This window comes from Candidatus Enterococcus courvalinii (assembly GCF_017315945.1).
In the GTDB taxonomy this organism is placed as follows: domain Bacteria; phylum Bacillota; class Bacilli; order Lactobacillales; family Enterococcaceae; genus Enterococcus_B; species Enterococcus_B courvalinii.
Genome location: NZ_JAFLWI010000010.1, coordinates 25048 through 46310, shown reverse-complemented (window position 1 = coordinate 46310; position 21263 = coordinate 25048). Strand labels below are relative to the sequence as shown.

Sequence of the window (21263 nt, the reverse complement as noted above, 5' to 3'; positions counted from 1 at the left end):
GTGATGCATTATATCGAAGTATCTGATTTGACCTTTTATTATGAAGAAGAGCCAGTGTTAGAGGACGTATCTTATCATGTCGATGCTGGAGAGTTTGTCATTTTAACTGGAGAGAATGGAGCAGCAAAGTCAACGCTGATTAAAGCAACTTTGGGTTTATTAAAGCCGACCAAGGGAACTGTCACGATTGCCACGGAAAATCAAGAAGGAAAAAAATTGAAGATTGGTTACATTCCCCAACAAGTGGCATCATTTAACGCGGGATTTCCAAGCACAGTGATTGAATTAGTTCGTTCAGGGCGATTTCCGCGAGGAAAATGGTTCAAACGTTTAACTAAAAAGGACCACGAATATGTAAAACTTGCTTTAGAGTCTGTTGGAATGTGGGATATGCGCCATCGTCGAATTGGGGAGTTATCAGGCGGACAAAAACAGCGAATTAGTTTGGCACGTTTGTTTGCAACTGATCCAGATTTATTTATTTTAGATGAGCCAACGACAGGAATGGACGAAGAATCTAGAAATGAATTTTATCGTTTGTTGCGACATAGCGCACATGTTCACGGAAAATCTGTCTTGATGATCACTCACGACCATGAAGACATCAAACAGTATGCAGATCGACAAATTCGTTTGGTAAGGAAGGAGGACTCACAATGGCGTTGCTTTCATATGAATTCATGAGAAGAGCCTTTCTGGCTGCGATTTTTATTGCAGGGATTGCTCCGATGTTGGGGGTTTTCTTAGTAATTAGAAGACAGTCGTTGATGGCTGATACACTTTCTCATGTTTCGTTAGCAGGGGTAGCGTTGGGGTTCTTTCTCAATTTGAATCCAACAGTTACCACAATGATTGTTGTAGTCTTAGCTGCAATTGTTTTAGAATATCTACGTACGATTTATCGGACATACTCTGAGATTTCGATCGCAATTTTAATGGCCGGGGGATTAGCGTTAGCGTTAGTTTTGATGAATTTAAGTGGTGGAAATTCTGCAACGAGTATCCAATCTTATTTATTTGGCTCAATCGTGACAATCACATGGGACCAAGTTATTTTCTTGGGCATTTTATTTGTGATCATTGGTGTCATGTTTGTTTTATTCAAACGTCCAATGTATGTCTTAACTTTTGATGAAGATGTGGCACATGTTGATGGATTACCCATTCATGCGATGTCAATGATGTTCAACGTAATAACTGGTGTCGCGATTGCAGTGATGATCCCAATAGCAGGTGCATTGTTGATTTCTGCAATCATGGTGTTACCTGCAGCAATCGGTATGCGTTTAGGCCGAAGTTTTAACGTCGTGATTGCGATTAGTATTTTTGTTGGCTTTATCGGGATGCTTTCTGGGTTAGGTAGTTCCTTTTATTTGGATACACCACCTGGAGCAACAATTACGTTAGTCTTTATTGCCTTATTCTTACTCGTTAATATAGTCAAACGACTATCGATTGGTGTAAAACGAAAAAATCGAGCATAAAATGGTCTGTGAGGAACAGTGGAAACGAAATATTTCCGCTGTTTCTTTTTTTATAAATCAGAAATACCGAACTATTTTCTTCTTTTTTTATAAAATGCTCGAATTTTTGAAAAAAAACTTATATAATGAAGAACGACAATTTTAAAAAAGGGAGCTGGAATATGTGAAAGTACGTCGCAGTGAGCGTCTTGTTGATATGACTCAATATTTATTAGATCATCCACATGAATTGATTTCGTTAACAAGTTTTGCCGAACGTTATGAATCTGCTAAATCTTCCATCAGTGAGGACTTAGGGATTATCAAGAAAACATTTAAAGAAAGAGGTTACGGCACACTAGAGACAATTCCTGGTGCGGCGGGTGGTGTCTTGTTTATTCCTGAGATTCCTTACGAAGAAGCAAAAAAATATATTGAATCTTTAGCCGAACGTTTATCAGAGCAAGATCGCTTGTTGCCAGGTGGTTATGTTTACCTATCAGATCTATTAGGAGAACCTGAGTTATTAAGACAAGTTGGAAAAATCATTGCATCAAAATATTTAGGTGAAAAAATTGATGCGGTGATGACAGTTGCGACAAAAGGCGTACCAATTGCCCAAGCCGTTTCTTATTATTTAAATGCACCATTTGTCATTGTTCGACGCGATTCAAAAATCACAGAAGGATCAACTGTGAGCGTAAATTATGTTTCAGGTTCATCAGAACGAATTGAAAAAATGGAGCTTTCAAAAAGAAGTTTGAAACGCGGTTCAAGAGTTCTTGTCGTCGATGATTTTATGAAAGGTGGCGGAACAGTGAATGGGATGAAGAGTTTGATTGAAGAATTTGAATCTGAATTAGTTGGTATCACTGTTTTTGCCGAATCAAAATTCCACGGACATCGTGCAATCGATGATTATACTTCATTACTTTATGTGAAAGATGTGGATACTAAAACGAAAAATATTACTGTTGTTCCTGGAAACTATTTCTCAGAAGAATAGATTTTCAGCGAAACGAACTAAGTGTAGAAGAGGTTGGGACAAAAAATTGTCCCAACTTTTTTGTTTTTAATTGAATTTTTTAAAATAATCGTTAGTTGAAAAAAAGCGAACACTGGGCTAAACTTAACACAGGAAATGAATAACTAGGAGTGAAGTAAGTGGAAGCACGTTATGCAATTATTTTGGCAGCGGGAAAAGGAACCCGCATGAAGTCAAAACTCTATAAAGTATTACATCCAGTTTCTGGAAAACCAATGGTTGAACACATCATCAGTCGAGTAAGTGAAACAAACCCTGACGAAATTATTACAATCGTAGGTCATGGTGCTGAACAAGTGAAAGCACAACTGGGTGAACGTAGTGAATATGCTTTACAAGCGGAGCAATTAGGAACTGGACACGCAGTTTTACAAGCAGCTTCTTTCCTAGAAGGCAAAAAAGGAACGACTTTAGTCATCAGTGGTGACACGCCTTTACTAACGACGGAAACATTAAATAATTTATTTGAATACCATCAAGGGAAAAATGCTAGTGCAACGATCTTGACAGCGCACGCACAAAATCCTACAGGTTACGGGCGAATCATTCGTGATCATGTTGGGATTGTAGAAAAAATTGTTGAACAAAAAGATGCTTCACCAGAAGAAGCTCGTGTGCAAGAAATCAATACTGGTACTTACTGTTTTGATAACGAAGCTTTATTTGCTGCCTTGAATAAAGTTGGGACGAATAATGCTCAAGGTGAATATTATTTAACCGACATCATTGAAATCTTAAAAGAAGATGGAAATACAGTTGCTGCTTATCAAACAGAAGATTTTGAAGAGTCTATGGGTGTGAACGATCGTATCGCATTGACAAAAGCAAATGAAATTATGCGTAAACGAATTAATGAAGCACACATGACTAATGGTGTCAGTTTTGTTGATCCAGCGTCAACTTATATTGATGCGGGTGTCCTAATCGGTTCAGATACAGTGATCGAAGCAGGTGTACAATTGCAAGGCGAAACGGTCATTGGAATGGATTGCATGATTGGCGCACATTCACGAATCGTAGATAGTGTAATTGAAGATAACGTTGTAATTACCAATTCTGTGGTTGAAAGTAGCCATGTGAAAAAAGCAGCAGATGTTGGTCCATTTGCTCATTTGCGCCCAAAAGCTGAAATTGGCGAAGGTGCGCATATTGGGAACTTTGTTGAAGTCAAAAATGCTGATATTGGTAATCATACAAAAGTTGGTCATTTGACTTACGTTGGGGATGCAACTCTAGGGGAAGATATCAATGTTGGCTGTGGCGTTGTTTTCGTTAACTACGATGGCAAACAAAAACATCATACAAAAGTCGGTGCACATAGTTTTATTGGCTCGAATTCAAACCTTGTTGCACCTGTGACGATTGAAGAGAATAGTTCGATTGCAGCTGGCTCAACAATTACAAATGATGTTCCTGAATATGCACTTGCAATCGCACGTGCGCGTCAAGTAAATAAAGAAGGATATGCGAAAAAACTCCCTTATCTCAATTAGTTTTTTGTAAAATAACTTGATTTATTTAAAAAATATGTCTACTATTTACTAGGAAGAATTTCAGAGTTGTGAAAAAGAAAGTGGAGGTCCCCATGTCAAATCATTATTTTGATCCAAGATTAAAGATTTTTGCGTTAAACTCAAATCGCCCGTTAGCTGAGAAAATCGCAGCAGCTGTTGGTGTGGAATTAGGGAAATCATCTGTTACTCAATTCAGTGATGGTGAGATTCAAGTAAACATTGAAGAAAGTATCCGTGGTTCACATGTGTATGTTATCCAATCAACAAGTAGCCCAGTAAACGACAATTTAATGGAATTGTTGATTATGATCGATGCGTTGAAACGCGCTAGCGCAAAAACAATTAATGTAGTTATGCCGTACTATGGTTATGCACGTCAAGACCGTAAAGCACGTGCTCGGGAACCAATTACTGCTAAATTAGTTGCAAACATGATTCAAAAAGCAGGAGCAACAAGAATGTTGACCCTAGACCTTCACGCTGTTCAAATTCAAGGTTTCTTTGATATTCCTGTTGACCATTTAATGGGTGCACCATTAATTGCTAATTATTTCTTAGAAAAAGGAATCAAAGGCGACGATGTTGTTGTTGTTTCACCTGATCATGGTGGCGTAACTCGTGCACGTAAGTTGGCTGAGTTCCTAAAAGCACCAATTGCAATCATCGACAAACGACGTCCTAAAGCAAACGTTGCCGAAGTAATGAATATCATCGGTAAAGTTGAAGGAAAAACATGTGTCTTGATCGATGACATGATTGATACGGCAGGTACCATTACATTAGCAGCTAATGCGTTGAAAGAAGCAGGGGCAACAAGTGTTTATGCTTCTTGTACGCATCCAGTGTTATCTGGTCCAGCTTTGCAAAGAATTGAAGATTCAGCAATTGAGCGCTTAGTTGTAACGGATTCAATTTATCTACCAGAAGATCGCAAAATTGATAAAATCGACGAAGTTAGTGTTGGTGGTTTGATGGGTGATGCAATTAAACGTATCCATGAAAACAAACCAGTTAGTCCACTTTTTGAAACAAAAAAATAAGAACTTAAAATGAAACTGTGGTGCAAAACACCCAGATCCGACAAGCTACGCCGAGAAGTTGTTTTGAGAACAACGTTCATTCGAAAGAAAGAGGTATGACAAGATTTTTGTCATACCTCTTTTTTGCAAAAAAAGAACGTAACAGCTAGATGCTACGTTCTTTCACACAAATAAAGCTCTTTTTAATTTAATGTGCTGTAAGCAAAGTCATCAACGTCACTGATTAAACGCCAACGTCGGTCAAGTGTATTGTAAACCAGTGTCCCAATTACAGGTTCTTCGCGATAGCGAGTCCCTTTTAGCTTCCAAATGTAGTCTTCAATCACATAGATAGGGATTCGATACTCATCGTTGATCAAACCAGCTTGTTCAAATGAAAAAATGATTCCTTCTTGCATCAATGAACGCATTTCTTTTAGTAAATCCCCATTGATTTTTTCAACAGTGATACCACGACGAAAGAATGATTTCTTTTCGTTGATTTTATCCGCAAGAATTTGGCTCATTTTGTCCGCAAAAATTCGATAAAATTCGTCTAGATAGCGATAATAAATACGGTTCAACTGATCGCTTAAATCAAAATAGACAAAATTATTTTGTAATTTATAGAAAAACGGTGAGTGCAGGTGGGTTTTCATATGCCCAAAATACAATAATTCTGAAATTTCTAATGGGGATAATTCTTTTAGCATCGTTAAATCTGTAAAATCGATCCACTTTAAGTCGTCTGTGTTGTGACGATTACGAAGTGAGGAAAAGAAATGTTGTATGTTTTCTGTCCCACGAATAATTTTTAAGCCAGTGTGAGGCTCGTATTCTCCTGCTGAAGCAGCAGGGTCTAACAGTAGCAAGTTTTGAGGATAATGCACGATGCTGTTTGAAAAATCATTCGCAGTTAATCCTTTGGTTAAAACAGCGTTACTAGTTGTATCGATATGTACATAAACTGAATCAGTCATCATGCCCCTCCTCACTTGATTTCTCAACTATTTTATTTTACAACAATTGTAAGAAAAAAGCTTGTTTCTTTTATTTTAAAATTCCATTACAAAGTCACGCTTTCATTGAAAATAATCGTAGCTTTCAAATTGCTTTAAATTTGGTGTCAGTTATTTTTTAGGAAAGAATAATGAATTATTCTATCTTTATCCATTTTAGATGCATTCGTTCAAACAAGAATTTTTTTCAAGAGACTGCTATACTTGAAGAAAAAGGAGAAAGTAATGGATATCCAACCGATTTATTGGTCAGAAAGGCAACGGCTACACAATGAAAGTCAAAAAATGATGCAACCATTTCCATTTTTCAATGAACAACCAAAAAGTCGCGACTCTTTTTGGCAAGCGACAAAAAAGAAAAATGCATGGCGAGTCAAAGTCGGTAAGCTAGTCCTCTACTTTGAAAAGAAAACGGGAAAGGCAAGTGAGTCAGATCATTTAGTTATAACGAATGTATTGGTCAATGAAGCTTTTCAACAATGGCGTCAACTATTTACGTTGCTGGAAAGTTGCGCGCGTTACTTTTTGAAATCTGCTTGTCAGTTTTCTTTTTCACAATCAGTTTCTTCACAAATGACAGAACTCTTTATCAAGTTTGGGTATCAAAAAGTTGATACTACGGCAACTCGATGGGTGAAAAAAATTTCTGGACATCTTGCTGTGGTTTTTGGTGGAGGCGGGGCACACGGAGCGTATCAAATTGGCGTGTGGAAAGCGTTACAAGAAGCTGGCTTTTCAATTGAGATCATTACGGGTACGTCAGTCGGTGCAATCAATGGTATTTTGATGTTACAAGATGATTTGAATCAAGCCGAATTTTTATGGACGAATTTATCGACCAATCAGGTTTTAGCTGTGCCAGAAAACTTACCTTTAACTGATTTGCGCCAACAATTGTTGACCGATATTCGTCAAATGACTAAGACGGCTGTTTTGACTCGTGGTATTTCTTCAATGCCATTAGAAAAATTGCTGAGAAAATCATTGGATTTAAATCACCTCGTTCAAAAAACGAAACCACAACTATTTACAGTTACGACTAAAATCCCTGAAATGATTGAGAAAGTGGTACCTATTCAAAAGATGCCACCAGAACAAATTCCTGATTGGATCGTTGCTTCTGCTTCTTTTTATCCAGCGATGGCCTATAAAAAAATTGACAAAGAGCGGTATATTGATGGGGGGTATAAAAATAATCTGCCAGTAGATGTTGCGATAGAACAAGGAGCAACTGAAGCTTTTGTGGTAGATGTCCAAGGACCTGGGATTACTAAAAGAGTCAAAAAACCATTAGGATTTGTTGAATGGCATTGTCGCTCACTTTGGACACTGGGAACATTTCTGATTTTTGATGGACAGCGTAATTCATTGAATTTACAATTAGGTTATTTGGAAACAAAAAAGCAACTACACCAATATGAAGGTCATTGGTATACCTTTGATTCGACTGTTTTGGCTGAAAAAATTTGGAAAAAATTCTTGCGCATATTAGCTCAGGAAAAAAAATTAGATCTTTCTTTTTTCTATGACGTAAAATTTTGGGAGAATTTGCGTAATGTATATAAAGACAGGGTCGTCATTGAAACATGCGGATTAGCAATGCTAGAACTATTGGCAAAACAAATGTATTTACTACCTAATAAAGTTTATCAAGTACCAGAAATGCTTGCGTTGATTCGTGAGAAAGAACAACGCCCTTTTACAGAAATTGTTACGAAAGAAATTGGGTTACTAAGTCTGGAAGAGTGGTGGTCTTCTTCGAGAGAACAACGTTTAGAACAAAAATTGACGAGACTAGCAAAAAAACTTTATGCTAGTACACAAGAGATGGTTCAAGGGTTACTTAACGGACAACCAGTGGACACATTATTTGTTTTATATGCACATTATCTTAAGGAGGAACAAGAATGGCACAAGAATTTTCCTATGAAATCATAGAAGAAATTGCAATTTTATCTGAGAATGCAAAAGGCTGGCGTAAAGAATTAAATTTGGTTAGTTGGAATGGTCGTCCGCCGAAATTTGATTTGCGCGACTGGTCACCAGAACATGAAAAAATGGGTAAAGGATTGACATTGACTAACGAAGAATTTGAAGCACTGCAAAAAGCAATAGAAAACATGTAAGAAAGGACCCTGTCGAATGAAAAGTATGACCGGTTTTGGCAAAGCAATCCGCGAAACAAAAGAGTATCAATTAGATATCGAGATTAAAAGTGTCAACCAACGTTTTTTAGATATTCAATTACGCAGTCCGAAACTTCTAAATTTTCTCGAAGGTGACATGCGGCAGTTGATTAAACAACAACTTACTCGTGGACGTGTTGAAGTTTTTGTGAATGTAACGCACATTGGAGAAAATGCGAAACAAGTCGAAATCGACTGGTCGTTGATTGATTCATTAGTGACGCAACTTTCTCAAGGGGTACATGATCGATTCGGTGGGGAAGTTCAACTTTCGGTAGCATCCTTGATTGAGCGTCTAGCATTACAAGAAAAATTTGTCTCGGTCAGTGAACCAGAAAAAGCAGATGAAGAACAACTAAGGCTACTAGTTCAAGAAACATTGACTGAAGCATTGGGTGCAATTGAACGTAGTCGTGAAGTAGAAGGTCAAGCATTAGCTACTGTATTATTGCAGAATCAAGCCGAATTTTCGCAAGTGTTAGACAATCTATCAGCCTTTGTTGAAACATATGAACAAGAATTCCAAATACGTTACCAAAAAAAATTGGAAGAATTTTTAGGCGATAAAGTCGATGAGCAACGATTGTTGACGGAGTTGGCCATTTTATTAGAGCGTGGGGATATTCATGAAGAACTAGATCGCTTGTTTATCCATCTCGGAAAATTAAATGACTTAATTATGATGCCTACACCAGTTGGTCGAGAACTTGACTTTCTAATCCAAGAAATGAACCGAGAAGTGAACACGATTGGATCAAAATCAAGTGCAATTGAAATCAAAAACCAAGTAGTCCAATTAAAAACGATTTTGGAAAAAATTCGTGAGCAAGTCCAAAATATTGAATAATTGCACGAAACAGAAAAAGGAGGAAATTTGTAATGAACTATTATGATATTACTTTTCATGAATTAAGTGGCAAAAGTGTGGTTAAAAGAAATGTCCCATCAGACAAAGAAGGATTCGATGTTTGGCAAGACGCCTGCGTAAAAATTTCAGACCAAGAACTAAATATTTTAATCAATGATGGGACATATGTAACGCTTAATCGAAAATACATCGTGCGTATGGATACACAAGAAGTTAGTGATCCAACAGAAAAAGTACTCAGCCGAAAGGACGAAATCATTGGCGTCGTGAATACTTTGTCTAACATGGGATTTTAATTTTTTAACTAAAATCAATTGTGCTGCCTCATCAATGATAACAAAAGTTGCACCAGAAGCTTGGTCGCAGCTTTTTTATTTTGTGGAAGAAACAAGCTTTTCTCTTCTAGTTTCAAGCAAAGGTGGCTTTTTTAGGAAAATCTGTCTATAATAAAGAGAACCTTGAAAGTTGCAGAAAAAAAGTGCAAAATAAACGATAAGCAAGAAAAGACTAGTTGAAAGGACGTCGTCATGTCAGAGCGTGGATTATTAATCGTATTGTCAGGTCCATCCGGTGTAGGAAAAGGAACCGTACGTAAAGCAATTTTTGAGAGTGAGGATAATGATTTTCAATATTCAATCTCAATGACTACTCGTAAAATGCGAGAAGGAGAAGTCGAAGGAGTGGACTATTTCTTTCGAAGCAAAGAAGAATTTGAAGCGATGATTGAAGCTGGTGAAATGCTTGAATACGCAGAGTATGTTGGAAATTATTATGGCACACCATTATCATATGTGAATCAAACCTTGGACGAAGGAAAAGATGTATTTTTAGAGATTGAAGTTCAGGGAGCACAGCAAGTGAAAGATAAAGTGCCAGATGGTGTATTTATCTTTTTGACACCGCCCGATCTAGTGGAATTAAAATCACGAATTGTTGGTCGTGGAACGGATGCAGAAGAAGTTATTGAAGAACGTATGAGAGTTGCTAAAGAAGAAATCGAAATGATGGCCCTTTATGATTATGCCGTTGTAAATGATGAAGTTCCGTTAGCTGTTAATCGGATTAAAGAAATTATTGCTAGCGAACACTTTCGAGTAGATCGGGTAATCGGAAAATATATTAAAATGTTAAAGGAGATGTAGTCTTATGATGTTGAAGCCTTCAATTGACTCATTGTTAGACCGAGTAAATTCAAAATACTCATTAGTAATTTTATCAAGTAAACGTGCCCATGAACTAGATGCTGGAGCACAACCAACATTAGATTCATTTGAATCTGTAAAAAGTGTGGGACAAGCACTTGAAGAAATCGATGCAGGAAATGTGATCAATGATCCACATCCCGAATTGAAACGTGAGCGTCTACGTATGGAAAATGAAGAACGCCAAGCAAAAAAAGAACGTGAGCAACAAGAATTAGAATCACGTATTCGCGAAGAACAAAAACTATAAATCCAAGGGCTGTGACTAGAGTCACGGCTCTCTTTTTAATTTTTCAAATAAAAGAAGAAGTGAGCTAGCTAGTTTATTTTTTTGTTACGAAATAGTAGAAATTAGGACAAACCAAGGGTTTTCTAGTAAAATAAGCACGGATCTTTTTTACTAAAATTGGTATCAAAGGAGGGAAAAGTTGTGGGAGTAATTGCAGAAGTGATTGTAGACGTACCGACGATGCAAACGGATCAACCTTTCACGTATCTCGTTCCCTTCACGTTAGAAGCGGAGTTACAAGTGGGGATGCGCGTGGAGGTTCCTTTTGGAAAAGGAGACCGACATGTTCAAGGATTTGTTATTAGATTGAATGATGAACTGGCTCAGACTGATGTTCAATTGAAATCAATTATTCGTGTGCTGGATTTAGCACCTGTTGTTAATCAAGAGCTATTAGCATTAGCTGACTACATGAAAACAATTACCTACGCATTCAAAATCACTTGTCTTCAAACGATGTTGCCAAGTGTAATGAAGGCAGAGTATGACAAAATCATTTATCCTTTGAAACCATCAGCTGAAACACAAGAATTCTTTCGAGAACGAGAAGTGATTTCTTGGAAAGAAGCAGAGTCTTTAGGTGTTGTTTCGCAGTTGATGCATTGGCGAAAAAAGAAATTAGTTGATATTCGTTATGAAGTTCATACTAAAAACAAAGTGAAGACAATCCGAATGGTTCACTCACTTTTAAAAGAAGCGCAGATTGAGGAAGAGTGGGGAAAGCTACGTCAAAATGCTAAAAAGCAAAAAGAATTATTACTTTGCTTATCTGAAGTAGTAAAGGATGAACCACTTGCGTACTTTAAAGATAAAGGAATCAGTAGTGCTGTGTTAAACCAAGGAAAAGAGAAGGGCTGGCTTCGTTTTGAAGAAGTCGAGCGTTATCGTGATCCCTATCAACATCGTTCATTTGAACAAACTAGTGCGTTAGATTTGAACCAAGAACAACAATTCGCAGTCGATCAAATCACCACTGCGTGTCAAACGCAAAAAGAAACCATTTTTTTATTAGAAGGTATTACCGGAAGTGGAAAAACAGAAGTCTATCTGCAAAGTATTGCCGAAGTTTTAGCTGCGAAAAAGACAGCTATCATGTTAGTACCTGAAATCGCATTGACACCACAAATGGTTGAGCGATTCAAAGGACGTTTTGGAGAAGCCGTTGCGGTGTTACATAGTGGACTATCGCAAGGAGAAAAATATGACGAGTGGCGTAAAATCGAGCGGAATGAGGCACAAGTAGTCGTTGGTGCTCGTTCAGCGATTTTTGCACCGTTAGAAAATATTGGTCTGATTATTATTGATGAAGAACATGAGTCGAGTTATAAACAAGACGAAACCCCACGCTATCATGCGAGGGACTTAGCAATTTGGCGGGGAAAATATCATCATTGTCCAGTATTATTAGGAAGTGCGACACCTTCTCTTGAATCACGTGCAAGAGCACAAAAGGGAGTGTATCAACTTCTGACTTTGAATAAACGAGCAAAAAGTAGTGCGCAATTACCTGTAATTGACATTGTGGATATGCGAGAAGAATTCCAAAAACATAAAGCTGCAACTTTTTCTAGCCAGCTACAAGCTAAAATTCAAGATCGTTTAGAGAAAAAGGAGCAGACGGTTCTATTATTAAATCGTCGCGGTTATTCTTCGTTTGTTATGTGTCGTGACTGTGGTTTTGTTTTACCTTGCCCAAACTGTGATATCTCTTTAACATTGCACATGGACAGTAAGTCAATGCGTTGCCATTATTGTGGACACGAAGAAGCAATTCCTCATCGTTGTCCAAATTGTGGTGGGAACAAAATTCGTTATTATGGCACAGGTACGCAGAAAGTAGAAGAAGAATTACAAACTTTGTATCCTGAAGCTCGTATTTTACGAATGGATGTTGATACTACTCGGAAAAAAGGAGCACATGAACGGATTTTGCAAAAATTTGGTGCGAAGGAAGCAGATATTCTTCTAGGAACACAGATGATTGCTAAAGGACTAGACTTTCCAGATGTAACTTTGGTAGGCGTTTTAAATGCGGATACCTCACTAAACTTGCCTGACTTTCGATCAAGTGAGCATACTTTTCAATTGTTAACACAAGTTTCAGGAAGAGCCGGACGAGCTGAAAAAGCTGGTGAGGTAGTCATCCAAACCTTTAATCCAGAACATTACGCGATCGAGTTAGTAAAAGAGCAAAATTACGAACGTTTTTATCAAAAGGAAATGCAAGTTCGTCATCGTGGGGGCTATCCACCGTATTACTTTACAGTGAAAATTACTACGAGCCATCCAGAAGAACAAGTAGCTGCAAAAAAAATCTTTCAGATTGCGCAACTGCTCAAACAGACGTTAAGTAACCAGAGTTTGATTTTAGGTCCAACACCAAGTATGATTTTGCGTGTGAAGAATCGTTATTACTATCAACTGATTATTAAATACAAGCACGAACCTCAGCTAGCAAATGTGTTGGATGATATTTTAGATAAAAGCCAAAAAGAACAACGCCAAGGATTATTTGTGGCGATCGATAATGAACCATTACATTTTATTTGAGAAAGGACACTATATGCGCTACCCAATCTTGATTCACCCAAATGATAAGTTAAAACGAACAGCTCAACCCATCGACGTCATCACTGATGAAACAGTCGCACTACTAGATGACCTGTATGAAACAATGGTTGCAATGGACGGTATTGGTATTGCAGCACCACAAGTAGGAAAAAATCTTCGTTTAGCAATCGTTGAAGTTGACGAAGGGGACAAATTCGAATTGATCAATCCTGAAATTATCGAAGCAAAAGGAGAAAGTTTAGATGTGGAAGGCTGCTTGAGTATTCCTCATGTTTATGGAACTGTGAAACGTGCAGATGAGGTAACCGTGCGCTATTTTGATCGTGAAGGACAAGAAATGGAAGTAACGGCATTTGACTACTTAGCACGAGCATTTCAACATGAAATCGATCATTTAGATGGTATTTTGTTTGTTGAAAAAATGATTGAACAAATTCCTGAAGAAGAACTTGAAAAATATATGGAGGAGCACCTAAATGACTAATATTGTATTTATGGGAACGCCAGCTTTTTCTGTCCCAATACTAGAAGGATTATTGGAAGCTGGCTATACAGTTCAAGCTGTAGTGACACAGCCCGATCGACCAGTCGGTAGAAAAAAAGTGATCACGCCAACACCAGTCAAAGAAGCAGCATTAAAGCATGGGTTACTGGTACTACAACCAGAAAAGATCTCCGGCTCAGAAGAAATGGGAAAAATCATCGAATTACAACCAGATATTTTGATTACGGCTGCGTTCGGTCAATTTTTACCAGAAAAACTACTACAAGTTCCTAAACACGGAGCAATCAATGTCCATGCCTCTTTGTTACCTAAATATCGTGGAGGAGCACCTGTACACTATTCGATTATCAATGGTGAAAAAGAAACAGGTGTAACCATTATGGAAATGATTAAAAAAATGGATGCGGGTGGTATTTTTGCGCAAGAAAGCTTGCCGATTACCAAACAAGATGATGTTGGGACAATGTTTGATAAATTAAGTTTATTAGGAAAAGAACTCTTATTAAAAACATTACCAAGTATTTTGGATGGTAGTTTAGCACCAACTCCTCAAGATGAAGAAAAAGTGACCTTTTCTCCTAATATTACAAGAGAGCAAGAAGCAATCGACTGGAATAAAACAGCCGAAGAAGTTGATAATCAAGTACGCGGAATGCGCCCTTGGCCAATCGCTTTTACAACGTATGAAGATGTTCGTTGGAAATTACTAGTAGTGGAACCACTTCCAGAGGAAACAAACGAAGTTCCCGGTACGATTATTCGCAAAGACAAGAAGAATCTTTGGATCGCGTGTGGCAATCAAACAGTACTAGCAATCAAAGAATTACAACCTGCAGGTAAAGGGAAGCAGACCATTCAAGCGTTTCTAAATGGCAGCGGACAACATGTAGTGGTTGGACAGCAGGTGAAATAATGGCAAAAATCCCGAATAGTATGAAGAAATCTGTACGCTATATGGCTTTAATGACCTTAGAAAGAGTTTCTAAAGGTGGAGCGTATTCCAATCTTTTATTAAATGAAATGATTAACAAAGGAAAGCTTAATCCAAAAGATATTGGCTTATTTACAGAACTTGTTTATGGAACGATTAGTCACCAATTATTACTTGAATTTTATATCACGCCTTTTATTGCTAAAGCAAAAAAGGTAGACGAATGGGTCAAAACATTGCTACTCTTGTCTGTTTACCAGTTGGAATTTTTAGACAAGGTTCCAGATCATGCGATTTTGAATGAAGCAGTAGAAATTGCAAAAGTAAAAGGAAACCCCGGGACAGGAAAATTCGTGAATGGCGTATTGAGAAGCTACCAACGTCAAGGAAAACCTGATGTAGAAGCAATCAAAGATCCCATAGAACGATTGGCAGTGAAAATCAGTCTACCTGTTTGGTTGACGCAATGTTTTATCGATCAAATTGGGTTTGAAGAAACAGAAAAACTGGGTCATTCACTTTATGTGCCGAGTCATGCAAGTGGACGCGTCGATGTTCGTCGCCTTTCACGTGAACAAGCAATCGCTGTTTTAAATGAAGAAGAGATCTCTGTGAAAGAAAGCCAAGTTAGCCCCTATGGTGTTGTTGCAGAAAAAGGTCATTTAGCTTCTAGCTCACTATTTCATGATGGGTTGCTAACAGTTCAAGATGAGAGCTCAATGCTAGTTGCACCAGCAATGCAAATTGAACCAGAACATCACGTACTGGATGCGTGTGCTGCGCCCGGCGGTAAAACGACGCACATTGCGACATTTTTAGATTCAACATGTGGCGGCGAAGTGATTGCTCTCGATGTTCATGATCATAAAGTAAAACTCATTGAAGAAAATGCAGCTCGCTTAAATGTTTCTTCAGCAGTTTTTGCACAAAAAATGGATGCACGAGAAGTACAACAAACTTTTGAACCAGAACAATTCGATCGTATTTTAGTCGATGCACCATGTTCAGGTTTGGGCTTGTTGCGTCGAAAACCAGACATCCGCTATAAAAAAAATCCACAAGATTTAGAAAATTTACCTAAAATTCAATTAGCAATTTTGGAAAGCTGTGCCCCTACGTTAAAATCGTCAGGAATCTTAACTTATAGCACATGCACTATTCTAGCTGATGAAAATCAAGGAGTCATTGAGACCTTCTTGAAACGCCATCCTGAATTTGAAAGGATTGATGTTTTAGTGAGTCCTGTGCTAAAATCATCAATCGAAGATAAAATGTTAACTTTGTATCCACATCAATTTAATACAGATGGCTTTTTTATCTGTTGTTTGCGTAAAAAGTAATGAGGTGAAGAAATGCAAATTGAATTTCAATCAGATGTAGGAAGACGCCGTAATACAAACCAAGACTATGCGAATGTATTTACTAATCAAGAAGGAATCAAGTTGGCGGTTTTAGCTGATGGAATGGGAGGGCATCGTGCAGGTGACATTGCCAGTCAAATGGCTGTGACCAATTTAGGTGCTGACTGGGAAGGACAAACACTAAAAGATAGTGAGAAAATTGCTCAGTGGTTTATTCAGGCCATCCAAAATGAAAATGTTAAAATTTATCAGCGAGGACAGGAAAAGCCAGAATACAATGGGATGGGTACAACTGTTGTTGCTGTCGCTTTGTCAGATACAAGATTTACGATTGCAAATGTTGGAGATAGTCGTGCCTATTTAGTGCGTGAAGATCAACTAAAACAGTTAACAGAAGATCATTCATTAGTAAATGAACTAGTTAAGTCTGGTGAAATCAGTCAAGAAATGGCAGTGAACCATCCAAGAAAAAATATTTTGACGCGATCGGTAGGAATGCCGGGAACGGTTGAAGTAGATGTTGCAACTTATTCTTGGCAACTTGGGGATCGATTATTACTTTGCTCAGATGGGCTTACTAATATGTTGTCGGAAGAAATGATTGGATCAATTATTGATGGTACAGGTTCGCTTACGGATAAAGTAAAAGAATTGATCGATCGTGCAAACGAGGCAGGTGGTGCTGATAACATTACTGCACTTCTTATCGAGTATAAGGAGGACTGTGCATGATCGAGTTAGGCAAGAAACTAAATGGACGTTATCAAATTACCGGCAATATTGGCAGTGGCGGAATGGCAAATGTCTTCTTAGCCCATGATCTAATCTTAGATCGTGATGTCGCTGTCAAGGTCTTACGATTTGACTTTCAAAACGACAAAACTGCTATCCGTAGATTTCAAAGAGAAGCGTTAGCAGCAACTGAATTGGTTCATCCGAACATCGTGAGTGTATACGATGTTGGAGAAGAAGCAGATATGCAGTATTTAGTAATGGAATATGTGAAAGGGATGGATCTCAAACGATATATCCAAACCCATTATCCAATTCCATATCAAACAGCTGTTGATATTATGCAACAAATTTTATCAGCGATTTCGTTGGCCCACAATCATCAAATTATTCATCGCGATCTAAAACCTCAAAATATTTTGATTGACCACGAAGGTGTCGTGAAGATTACTGATTTTGGTATTGCGATTGCATTATCTGAAACATCAATTACCCAAACAAATACAATGCTAGGCTCCGTACATTATTTGTCACCCGAACAAGCAAGAGGAAGTATGGCTACTAAGCAATCTGATATTTATGCGCTTGGAATTATTCTCTATGAAATGTTGACAGGAAGTGTACCGTTTGATGGTGAATCAGCGGTAACGATTGCCTTGAAACATTTTCAAGATGAATTACCTTCGATTAAAGCAATTGATCCTGGAGCGCCACAAGCATTAGAAAACGTTGTGTTGAAAGCAACTGCGAAAGAACCAACTGATCGTTATTTGACAGCTGATGAAATGAATGAAGATTTAGCAACCGTTCTTTCTCCTGCGCGTGCGAACGAGCCAAAGTGGGAACCACAAGCTATGTTGAATGAAACAAAAGTGCTGACACCGATTGATGCAGATTCGCCAATGCCAGATTCGTTTAAATCAATGCGTTTGCCAGATGAACATGACGTTTGGGAGCAACCGAATCACCCACCAGAAGAAGAGGAAGAAAAACCAAAGAAAAAACGAAAAAAATGGTGGATTTTACTCATTCTTGTTTTACTCGGATTAGGTATCGGTGCGGGTGTGTTTTTTGCTTCTGGTGGCCGAGGTGAAGTGGAAGTGCCAGATGTATCAGATTTAACAGAATCAGCAGCTCGAACAATGTTGGAAAATGCGAATCTAAAAGTAGCAAGTGAAACAGAAGAAATTGCTGATGATAAAATTGAAGAAGGAAATGTGGTTAAGACAGATCCTGCAGCAAAAACAACTGTGAAAAAGAATCGCGAAGTAAAATTATATTTAAGTAGCGGCTCTAAAAAAATCAAATTAAAAGATTACACAGGCGTAAGCTATGATGAGGCAAAAGCCAACTTAATTGACTTAGGATTTTCAGAGGACCAAATTAAGTCGGAAGAAGAGTATAGTTCTGAAATTGAGAAGGACATGATTATTTCTCAGACACCCACAGACGGAGAGGTTGATCCAGATTCTGATACGATTACTTTCAAAGTAAGCAAGGGAGCCGAACCTGTCTTTTTATATAATCATACGGGTGAAAACTATGATGAAGTTTATAGTACATTGCTAGCTGCAGGCTTTTTAGCCTCGAATATTAGTGTGAGTTATGACTATAGTGATACAATAGCTGCGGGAAATATTATTAGCCAAACTCCTAGCTCAGGAGAATTTACAGCGGCTGAAACAGCTGTTAGTTTTGTAGTCAGCCAAGGTGCCGAGGAAAAACCAAGCCGTCTGAATGACATTTCAGGTTATTCGAAGAGCGAAGCACAAAATTATTTATCTGGAATTGGTGCTGAATATATTGGACACGAAACTTCTGAATACTCGGATACTGTGGACAAGGATAAAGTTATTCGGACTGATCCAGGTGTCGGTGCAAGTATTAATAAAGGCGACATCGTAAGTGTTGTTTATTCTAAAGGGCCAGATCCGGCGAAAGCTTCTTCAAAAGATTCTTCGGAAAAAAATTCCTCAAGTAGTTCAACAAAAGAAACAACAGATGGGTCAGAAAAATCAACCGAAGAAAATAAATCACAAGAATAAATACAGACGTCTTGAAACAGTAATTTAATTAAGTAAAAAAGAATTATGTTGTTAGTGAAAATCTAATGACATGATTCTTTTTTTTGAACAAAGGGAAAATAAATTTTTTAGAGCGTAATAAGTTTACCTGTAAAGGCATAAGAATTCTTTTTCCTGTGTTAAAATAAATAAAAAACGGAGGTGGCACAAATCAGAGGACAAATTAGAAAAGCAATCAGTGGTTTTTATTATGTTTATGCAGATGGGGAAACCTACCAAACGCGAGGAAGAGGAAATTTCCGTAATCGAAAAATCAGTCCATTAGTTGGTGACCAAGTCATTTTTGAAAGTGAAAATAAAACAGATGGCTATTTACTAGAAATTTTGCCACGAAAAAATCAATTAGTAAGGCCGCCTGTGACGAATGTTGATTTAGGTGTGATCGTCACAAGTTTAGTTGAACCGAATTTTTCAGCGAATTTACTGGATCGTTTTTTAGTGATGCTCGAGTATGAAATGATCCGACCAATTATTTTTCTAACAAAAACGGACTTAGCACCGAACGATCCAAAAATTGAAGAGATCAAAGAAGTCTATGAGAAAATTGGTTATCCAGTCATAGTACCGAAACAATCAGGAGATACTGACGAATTAATTCGTTATTTTCCAAACCAATTAACTGTTTTTATGGGGCAGTCAGGGGCAGGTAAGTCCACGTTGCTTAATCAAATTTCGCCAGAATTACAGTTAGCAACAGCAGAAATCTCAGATTCTCTTGGCCGAGGAAAGCATACAACGCGTCATGTTGAATTAATTCCGTTGTACGATGGATTAGTCGCTGATACGCCAGGCTTTAGTTCGATTGATTTTCTAACGATTGAAGCAACAGAATTACCAAAACAATTTCCAGAATTTGTTGAAGCGTCTGCACACTGTCGTTTTCGTGAATGCATGCACGCGAAAGAACCTGGGTGTGAGGTCAAGCATCAAGTGGAAAATGGGGAAATTGCACAAACACGCTATGATAACTATTTGCAATTTTTACAAGAGGTTGAAAAACGAAGACCCATTTACAAAAAAGAGAGTAAAAGAAAATAGGGGGAAATCAAATGAAATTAGCACCATCAATCTTAAGTGCAGACTTTGCCAACTTACAACGTGATATTGAATTAGTAGAAAAAGGCGGAGCAGATTACATCCATGTCGATGTTATGGATGGCCAATTTGTACCAAACATTACATTAGGGCCCAATGTTGTCCAAGCAATCCGTCCTGTGACGAAATTACCTTTGGATGTCCATTTGATGATTATAAATCCAGAAAATTATATTACGGATTTCGCGAAAGCTGGTTCCGACATTATTACTGTCCACGCCGAATCAACACCACATATTCATCGAGCTGTTCAAATGATCAATGATTTAGGAGTAAAATCGGGTGTTGTGATCAATCCCGGTACACCTGTTTCGTCAATCCAACATGTGTTGTCTATTGTTGATCAAGTCTTGGTTATGACTGTAAATCCTGGTTTTGGAGGTCAAAGTTTTATTGAAGAAACAGTTGTTAAAATCGCTGAATTAGATTTGCTTCGTCAAGAAAACGGGTATCATTACGCAATCGAAGTTGACGGTGGAATTGTTCCAGAAACAGCAAAAATTTGTAAAGAGGCAGGAGCAGATGTTTTTGTTGCAGGCTCTTACATCTATGCTTCAGAAGATCCAATTCATCAAATCAATCAATTAAAAGAGGCTTTGAGCTAAAATGAAAATTTTATTAGCAGCAGGCGGGTCACCTCAAGAATGGCCAGAGATAACAAGCTCTGAGTATGACTATCATGTTGGTATTGACCGTGGAGCGTTCTATTTATTGCAACAAGGTTTATCTGTAGAAATCGCTGTAGGTGATTTTGATTCGTTGAATGAGGAAGAACGCACTTATGTTTTTTCGCAAGCAGAGTTGGTTGTTCAATCACCAGCAGAAAAAGACGACACGGACACTCAATTAGCATTGGTTTCCACATTTGAACGCTACCCTGAAGCAGAGTACACTTTAGTAGGAGCTACTGGTGGTCGCTTAGATCATTTGCTATCTAACTTATGGTTAGGATTGGAACCGCGTTTTCAGCCATATATTCAGCGATTGACTCTGGCAGATCGTCAAAACAATTTGAGCTATTATTTGCCAGGCAGTTATTCGATTAAAAAAATACCAGAAATGAAATACTTGGCTTACTGTTGTTTGACGCCTGTCAATCATCTGAATATCAAAGAAAGTAAATATGAACTGGAAGATACCACTGTTGCTCAGCCAACTTCATATGCAAGTAATGAATTTGTTTCTGATACAGCTAAATTTTCATTTGAAACGGGTGTAATAGCTGTAATTCAAAGCAAAGATTAAGGAACTTCCTTGGCTAGAATTTCACAAACGTGGACACTTGAACAACTAAAGTAAGTATAGTGAAAAAGATTTGCTAAAAAAAGATTAAGAGAAGTAACTTGCCTTTTGTTTCAAGGTGTTTAGTGCTAAAATTA

General features: G+C 37.9%; 21 protein-coding genes. 20 read left to right on the top strand and 1 reads right to left on the bottom strand.

The genetic code is table 11. From position 1 onward, the window contains the following. Positions 1-3 precede the first annotated feature (3 nt). From JZO71_RS08230 to JZO71_RS08210, 5 genes are all read left to right on the top strand, one after another. A complete protein-coding gene (locus JZO71_RS08230; protein WP_067484650.1) occupies positions 4-684 on the top strand; it encodes a metal ABC transporter ATP-binding protein in 681 nt (226 codons plus the stop codon). After that, positions 657-1484 (top strand): metal ABC transporter permease, encoded by an 828-nt coding sequence (locus JZO71_RS08225; RefSeq protein ID WP_206899015.1) that lies wholly within the window; start codon positions 657-659, stop codon positions 1482-1484. The genes JZO71_RS08230 and JZO71_RS08225 overlap by 28 nt, the downstream gene beginning before the upstream one ends. Positions 1485-1647: 163 nt before the next feature. Beyond that, positions 1648-2469: a pur operon repressor gene (gene purR / locus JZO71_RS08220; protein WP_206899014.1), complete on the top strand. Its 822-nt coding sequence runs from the start codon at positions 1648-1650 to the stop codon at positions 2467-2469. A gap of 158 nt (positions 2470-2627) precedes the next feature. Beyond that, on the top strand, positions 2628-4001 hold the full coding sequence (glmU, locus tag JZO71_RS08215; protein WP_206899013.1) for a bifunctional UDP-N-acetylglucosamine diphosphorylase/glucosamine-1-phosphate N-acetyltransferase GlmU: 1374 nt from the start codon (positions 2628-2630) through the stop codon (positions 3999-4001). A 92-nt stretch (positions 4002-4093) separates the two neighbouring features. Continuing rightward, complete coding sequence (locus JZO71_RS08210; RefSeq protein WP_067484661.1) at positions 4094-5062, top strand: ribose-phosphate diphosphokinase; 969 nt, start codon at positions 4094-4096, stop codon at positions 5060-5062. 182 nt (positions 5063-5244) lie between these two features. Here the strand turns inward: JZO71_RS08210 and JZO71_RS08205 are convergent, their stop codons facing one another. After that, complete coding sequence (locus JZO71_RS08205; protein ID WP_206899012.1) at positions 5245-6021, bottom strand: hypothetical protein; 777 nt, start codon at positions 6019-6021, stop codon at positions 5245-5247. Positions 6022-6285: 264 nt separating this feature from the next. Here JZO71_RS08205 and JZO71_RS08200 point away from each other — a divergent pair, with 264 nt between their 5' ends. From JZO71_RS08200 to JZO71_RS08130, 15 genes are all read left to right on the top strand, one after another. Beyond that, on the top strand, positions 6286-7998 hold the full coding sequence (locus JZO71_RS08200) for a patatin-like phospholipase family protein (protein WP_206899011.1): 1713 nt from the start codon (positions 6286-6288) through the stop codon (positions 7996-7998). Then, positions 7968-8186, top strand: a complete 219-nt coding sequence (locus JZO71_RS08195) for a YdbC family protein (RefSeq protein WP_067484668.1) — start codon at positions 7968-7970, stop codon at positions 8184-8186. Before JZO71_RS08200 ends, JZO71_RS08195 begins: the two co-directional genes overlap by 31 nt. 16 nt (positions 8187-8202) lie before the next feature. After that, complete coding sequence (locus tag JZO71_RS08190; RefSeq protein WP_206899010.1) at positions 8203-9093, top strand: YicC/YloC family endoribonuclease; 891 nt, start codon at positions 8203-8205, stop codon at positions 9091-9093. A gap of 32 nt (positions 9094-9125) precedes the next feature. Continuing rightward, positions 9126-9410 carry a hypothetical protein gene (locus JZO71_RS08185; RefSeq protein ID WP_206899009.1) on the top strand — a complete coding sequence of 95 codons (285 nt, stop codon included), beginning with the start codon at positions 9126-9128 and terminating at the stop codon, positions 9408-9410. A 231-nt stretch (positions 9411-9641) separates the two neighbouring features. Further along, positions 9642-10256, top strand: a complete 615-nt coding sequence (gene gmk, locus JZO71_RS08180) for a guanylate kinase (protein WP_206899008.1) — start codon at positions 9642-9644, stop codon at positions 10254-10256. 4 nt (positions 10257-10260) lie between these two features. Beyond that, positions 10261-10566: a DNA-directed RNA polymerase subunit omega gene (rpoZ, locus tag JZO71_RS08175; protein WP_206899007.1), complete on the top strand. Its 306-nt coding sequence runs from the start codon at positions 10261-10263 to the stop codon at positions 10564-10566. A gap of 180 nt (positions 10567-10746) precedes the next feature. Beyond that, complete coding sequence (priA, locus tag JZO71_RS08170) at positions 10747-13155, top strand: primosomal protein N' (protein WP_206899006.1); 2409 nt, start codon at positions 10747-10749, stop codon at positions 13153-13155. Positions 13156-13168: 13 nt separating this feature from the next. Then, a complete protein-coding gene (gene def / locus JZO71_RS08165; RefSeq protein WP_206899005.1) occupies positions 13169-13660 on the top strand; it encodes a peptide deformylase in 492 nt (163 codons plus the stop codon). Continuing rightward, a complete protein-coding gene (fmt, locus tag JZO71_RS08160) occupies positions 13653-14594 on the top strand; it encodes a methionyl-tRNA formyltransferase (RefSeq protein WP_206899004.1) in 942 nt (313 codons plus the stop codon). The genes def and fmt overlap by 8 nt, the downstream gene beginning before the upstream one ends. Next, on the top strand, positions 14594-15952 hold the full coding sequence (gene rsmB, locus JZO71_RS08155) for a 16S rRNA (cytosine(967)-C(5))-methyltransferase RsmB (protein WP_206899003.1): 1359 nt from the start codon (positions 14594-14596) through the stop codon (positions 15950-15952). The genes fmt and rsmB overlap by 1 nt, the downstream gene beginning before the upstream one ends. Positions 15953-15964: 12 nt before the next feature. Beyond that, on the top strand, positions 15965-16705 hold the full coding sequence (locus JZO71_RS08150; RefSeq protein ID WP_206899002.1) for a Stp1/IreP family PP2C-type Ser/Thr phosphatase: 741 nt from the start codon (positions 15965-15967) through the stop codon (positions 16703-16705). Beyond that, positions 16702-18750 (top strand): Stk1 family PASTA domain-containing Ser/Thr kinase, encoded by a 2049-nt coding sequence (gene pknB, locus JZO71_RS08145; RefSeq protein ID WP_206899001.1) that lies wholly within the window; start codon positions 16702-16704, stop codon positions 18748-18750. Before JZO71_RS08150 ends, pknB begins: the two co-directional genes overlap by 4 nt. 180 nt (positions 18751-18930) lie before the next feature. Further along, a complete protein-coding gene (gene rsgA / locus JZO71_RS08140; protein WP_206899000.1) occupies positions 18931-19827 on the top strand; it encodes a ribosome small subunit-dependent GTPase A in 897 nt (298 codons plus the stop codon). A gap of 11 nt (positions 19828-19838) precedes the next feature. Then, positions 19839-20489, top strand: coding sequence for a ribulose-phosphate 3-epimerase (gene rpe, locus JZO71_RS08135; RefSeq protein WP_206898999.1), 651 nt, complete (start codon positions 19839-19841; stop codon positions 20487-20489). Between the two features lies 1 nt (position 20490). After that, on the top strand, positions 20491-21129 hold the full coding sequence (locus tag JZO71_RS08130; protein ID WP_206898998.1) for a thiamine diphosphokinase: 639 nt from the start codon (positions 20491-20493) through the stop codon (positions 21127-21129). Positions 21130-21263 lie beyond the last annotated feature (134 nt).

Bases quoted from the DNA above. Each gene is read 5' to 3' on its own strand.
- JZO71_RS08230 (WP_067484650.1), top strand. From the start codon at position 4: ATGCATTATATCGAAGTATCTGATTTGACCTTTTATTATGAAGAAGAG.
- JZO71_RS08225 (WP_206899015.1), top strand. From the start codon at position 657: ATGGCGTTGCTTTCATATGAATTCATGAGAAGAGCCTTTCTGGCTGCG.
- JZO71_RS08210 (WP_067484661.1), top strand. From the start codon at position 4,094: ATGTCAAATCATTATTTTGATCCAAGATTAAAGATTTTTGCGTTAAAC.
- JZO71_RS08205 (WP_206899012.1), bottom strand. From the start codon at position 6,021: ATGACTGATTCAGTTTATGTACATATCGATACAACTAGTAACGCTGTT.
- JZO71_RS08200 (WP_206899011.1), top strand. From the start codon at position 6,286: ATGGATATCCAACCGATTTATTGGTCAGAAAGGCAACGGCTACACAAT.
- JZO71_RS08195 (WP_067484668.1), top strand. From the start codon at position 7,968: ATGGCACAAGAATTTTCCTATGAAATCATAGAAGAAATTGCAATTTTA.
- JZO71_RS08190 (WP_206899010.1), top strand. From the start codon at position 8,203: ATGAAAAGTATGACCGGTTTTGGCAAAGCAATCCGCGAAACAAAAGAG.
- JZO71_RS08185 (WP_206899009.1), top strand. From the start codon at position 9,126: ATGAACTATTATGATATTACTTTTCATGAATTAAGTGGCAAAAGTGTG.
- gmk (WP_206899008.1), top strand. From the start codon at position 9,642: ATGTCAGAGCGTGGATTATTAATCGTATTGTCAGGTCCATCCGGTGTA.
- rpoZ (WP_206899007.1), top strand. From the start codon at position 10,261: ATGATGTTGAAGCCTTCAATTGACTCATTGTTAGACCGAGTAAATTCA.
- def (WP_206899005.1), top strand. From the start codon at position 13,169: ATGCGCTACCCAATCTTGATTCACCCAAATGATAAGTTAAAACGAACA.
- fmt (WP_206899004.1), top strand. From the start codon at position 13,653: ATGACTAATATTGTATTTATGGGAACGCCAGCTTTTTCTGTCCCAATA.
- rsmB (WP_206899003.1), top strand. From the start codon at position 14,594: ATGGCAAAAATCCCGAATAGTATGAAGAAATCTGTACGCTATATGGCT.
- JZO71_RS08150 (WP_206899002.1), top strand. From the start codon at position 15,965: ATGCAAATTGAATTTCAATCAGATGTAGGAAGACGCCGTAATACAAAC.
- pknB (WP_206899001.1), top strand. From the start codon at position 16,702: ATGATCGAGTTAGGCAAGAAACTAAATGGACGTTATCAAATTACCGGC.
- rpe (WP_206898999.1), top strand. From the start codon at position 19,839: ATGAAATTAGCACCATCAATCTTAAGTGCAGACTTTGCCAACTTACAA.
- JZO71_RS08130 (WP_206898998.1), top strand. From the start codon at position 20,491: ATGAAAATTTTATTAGCAGCAGGCGGGTCACCTCAAGAATGGCCAGAG.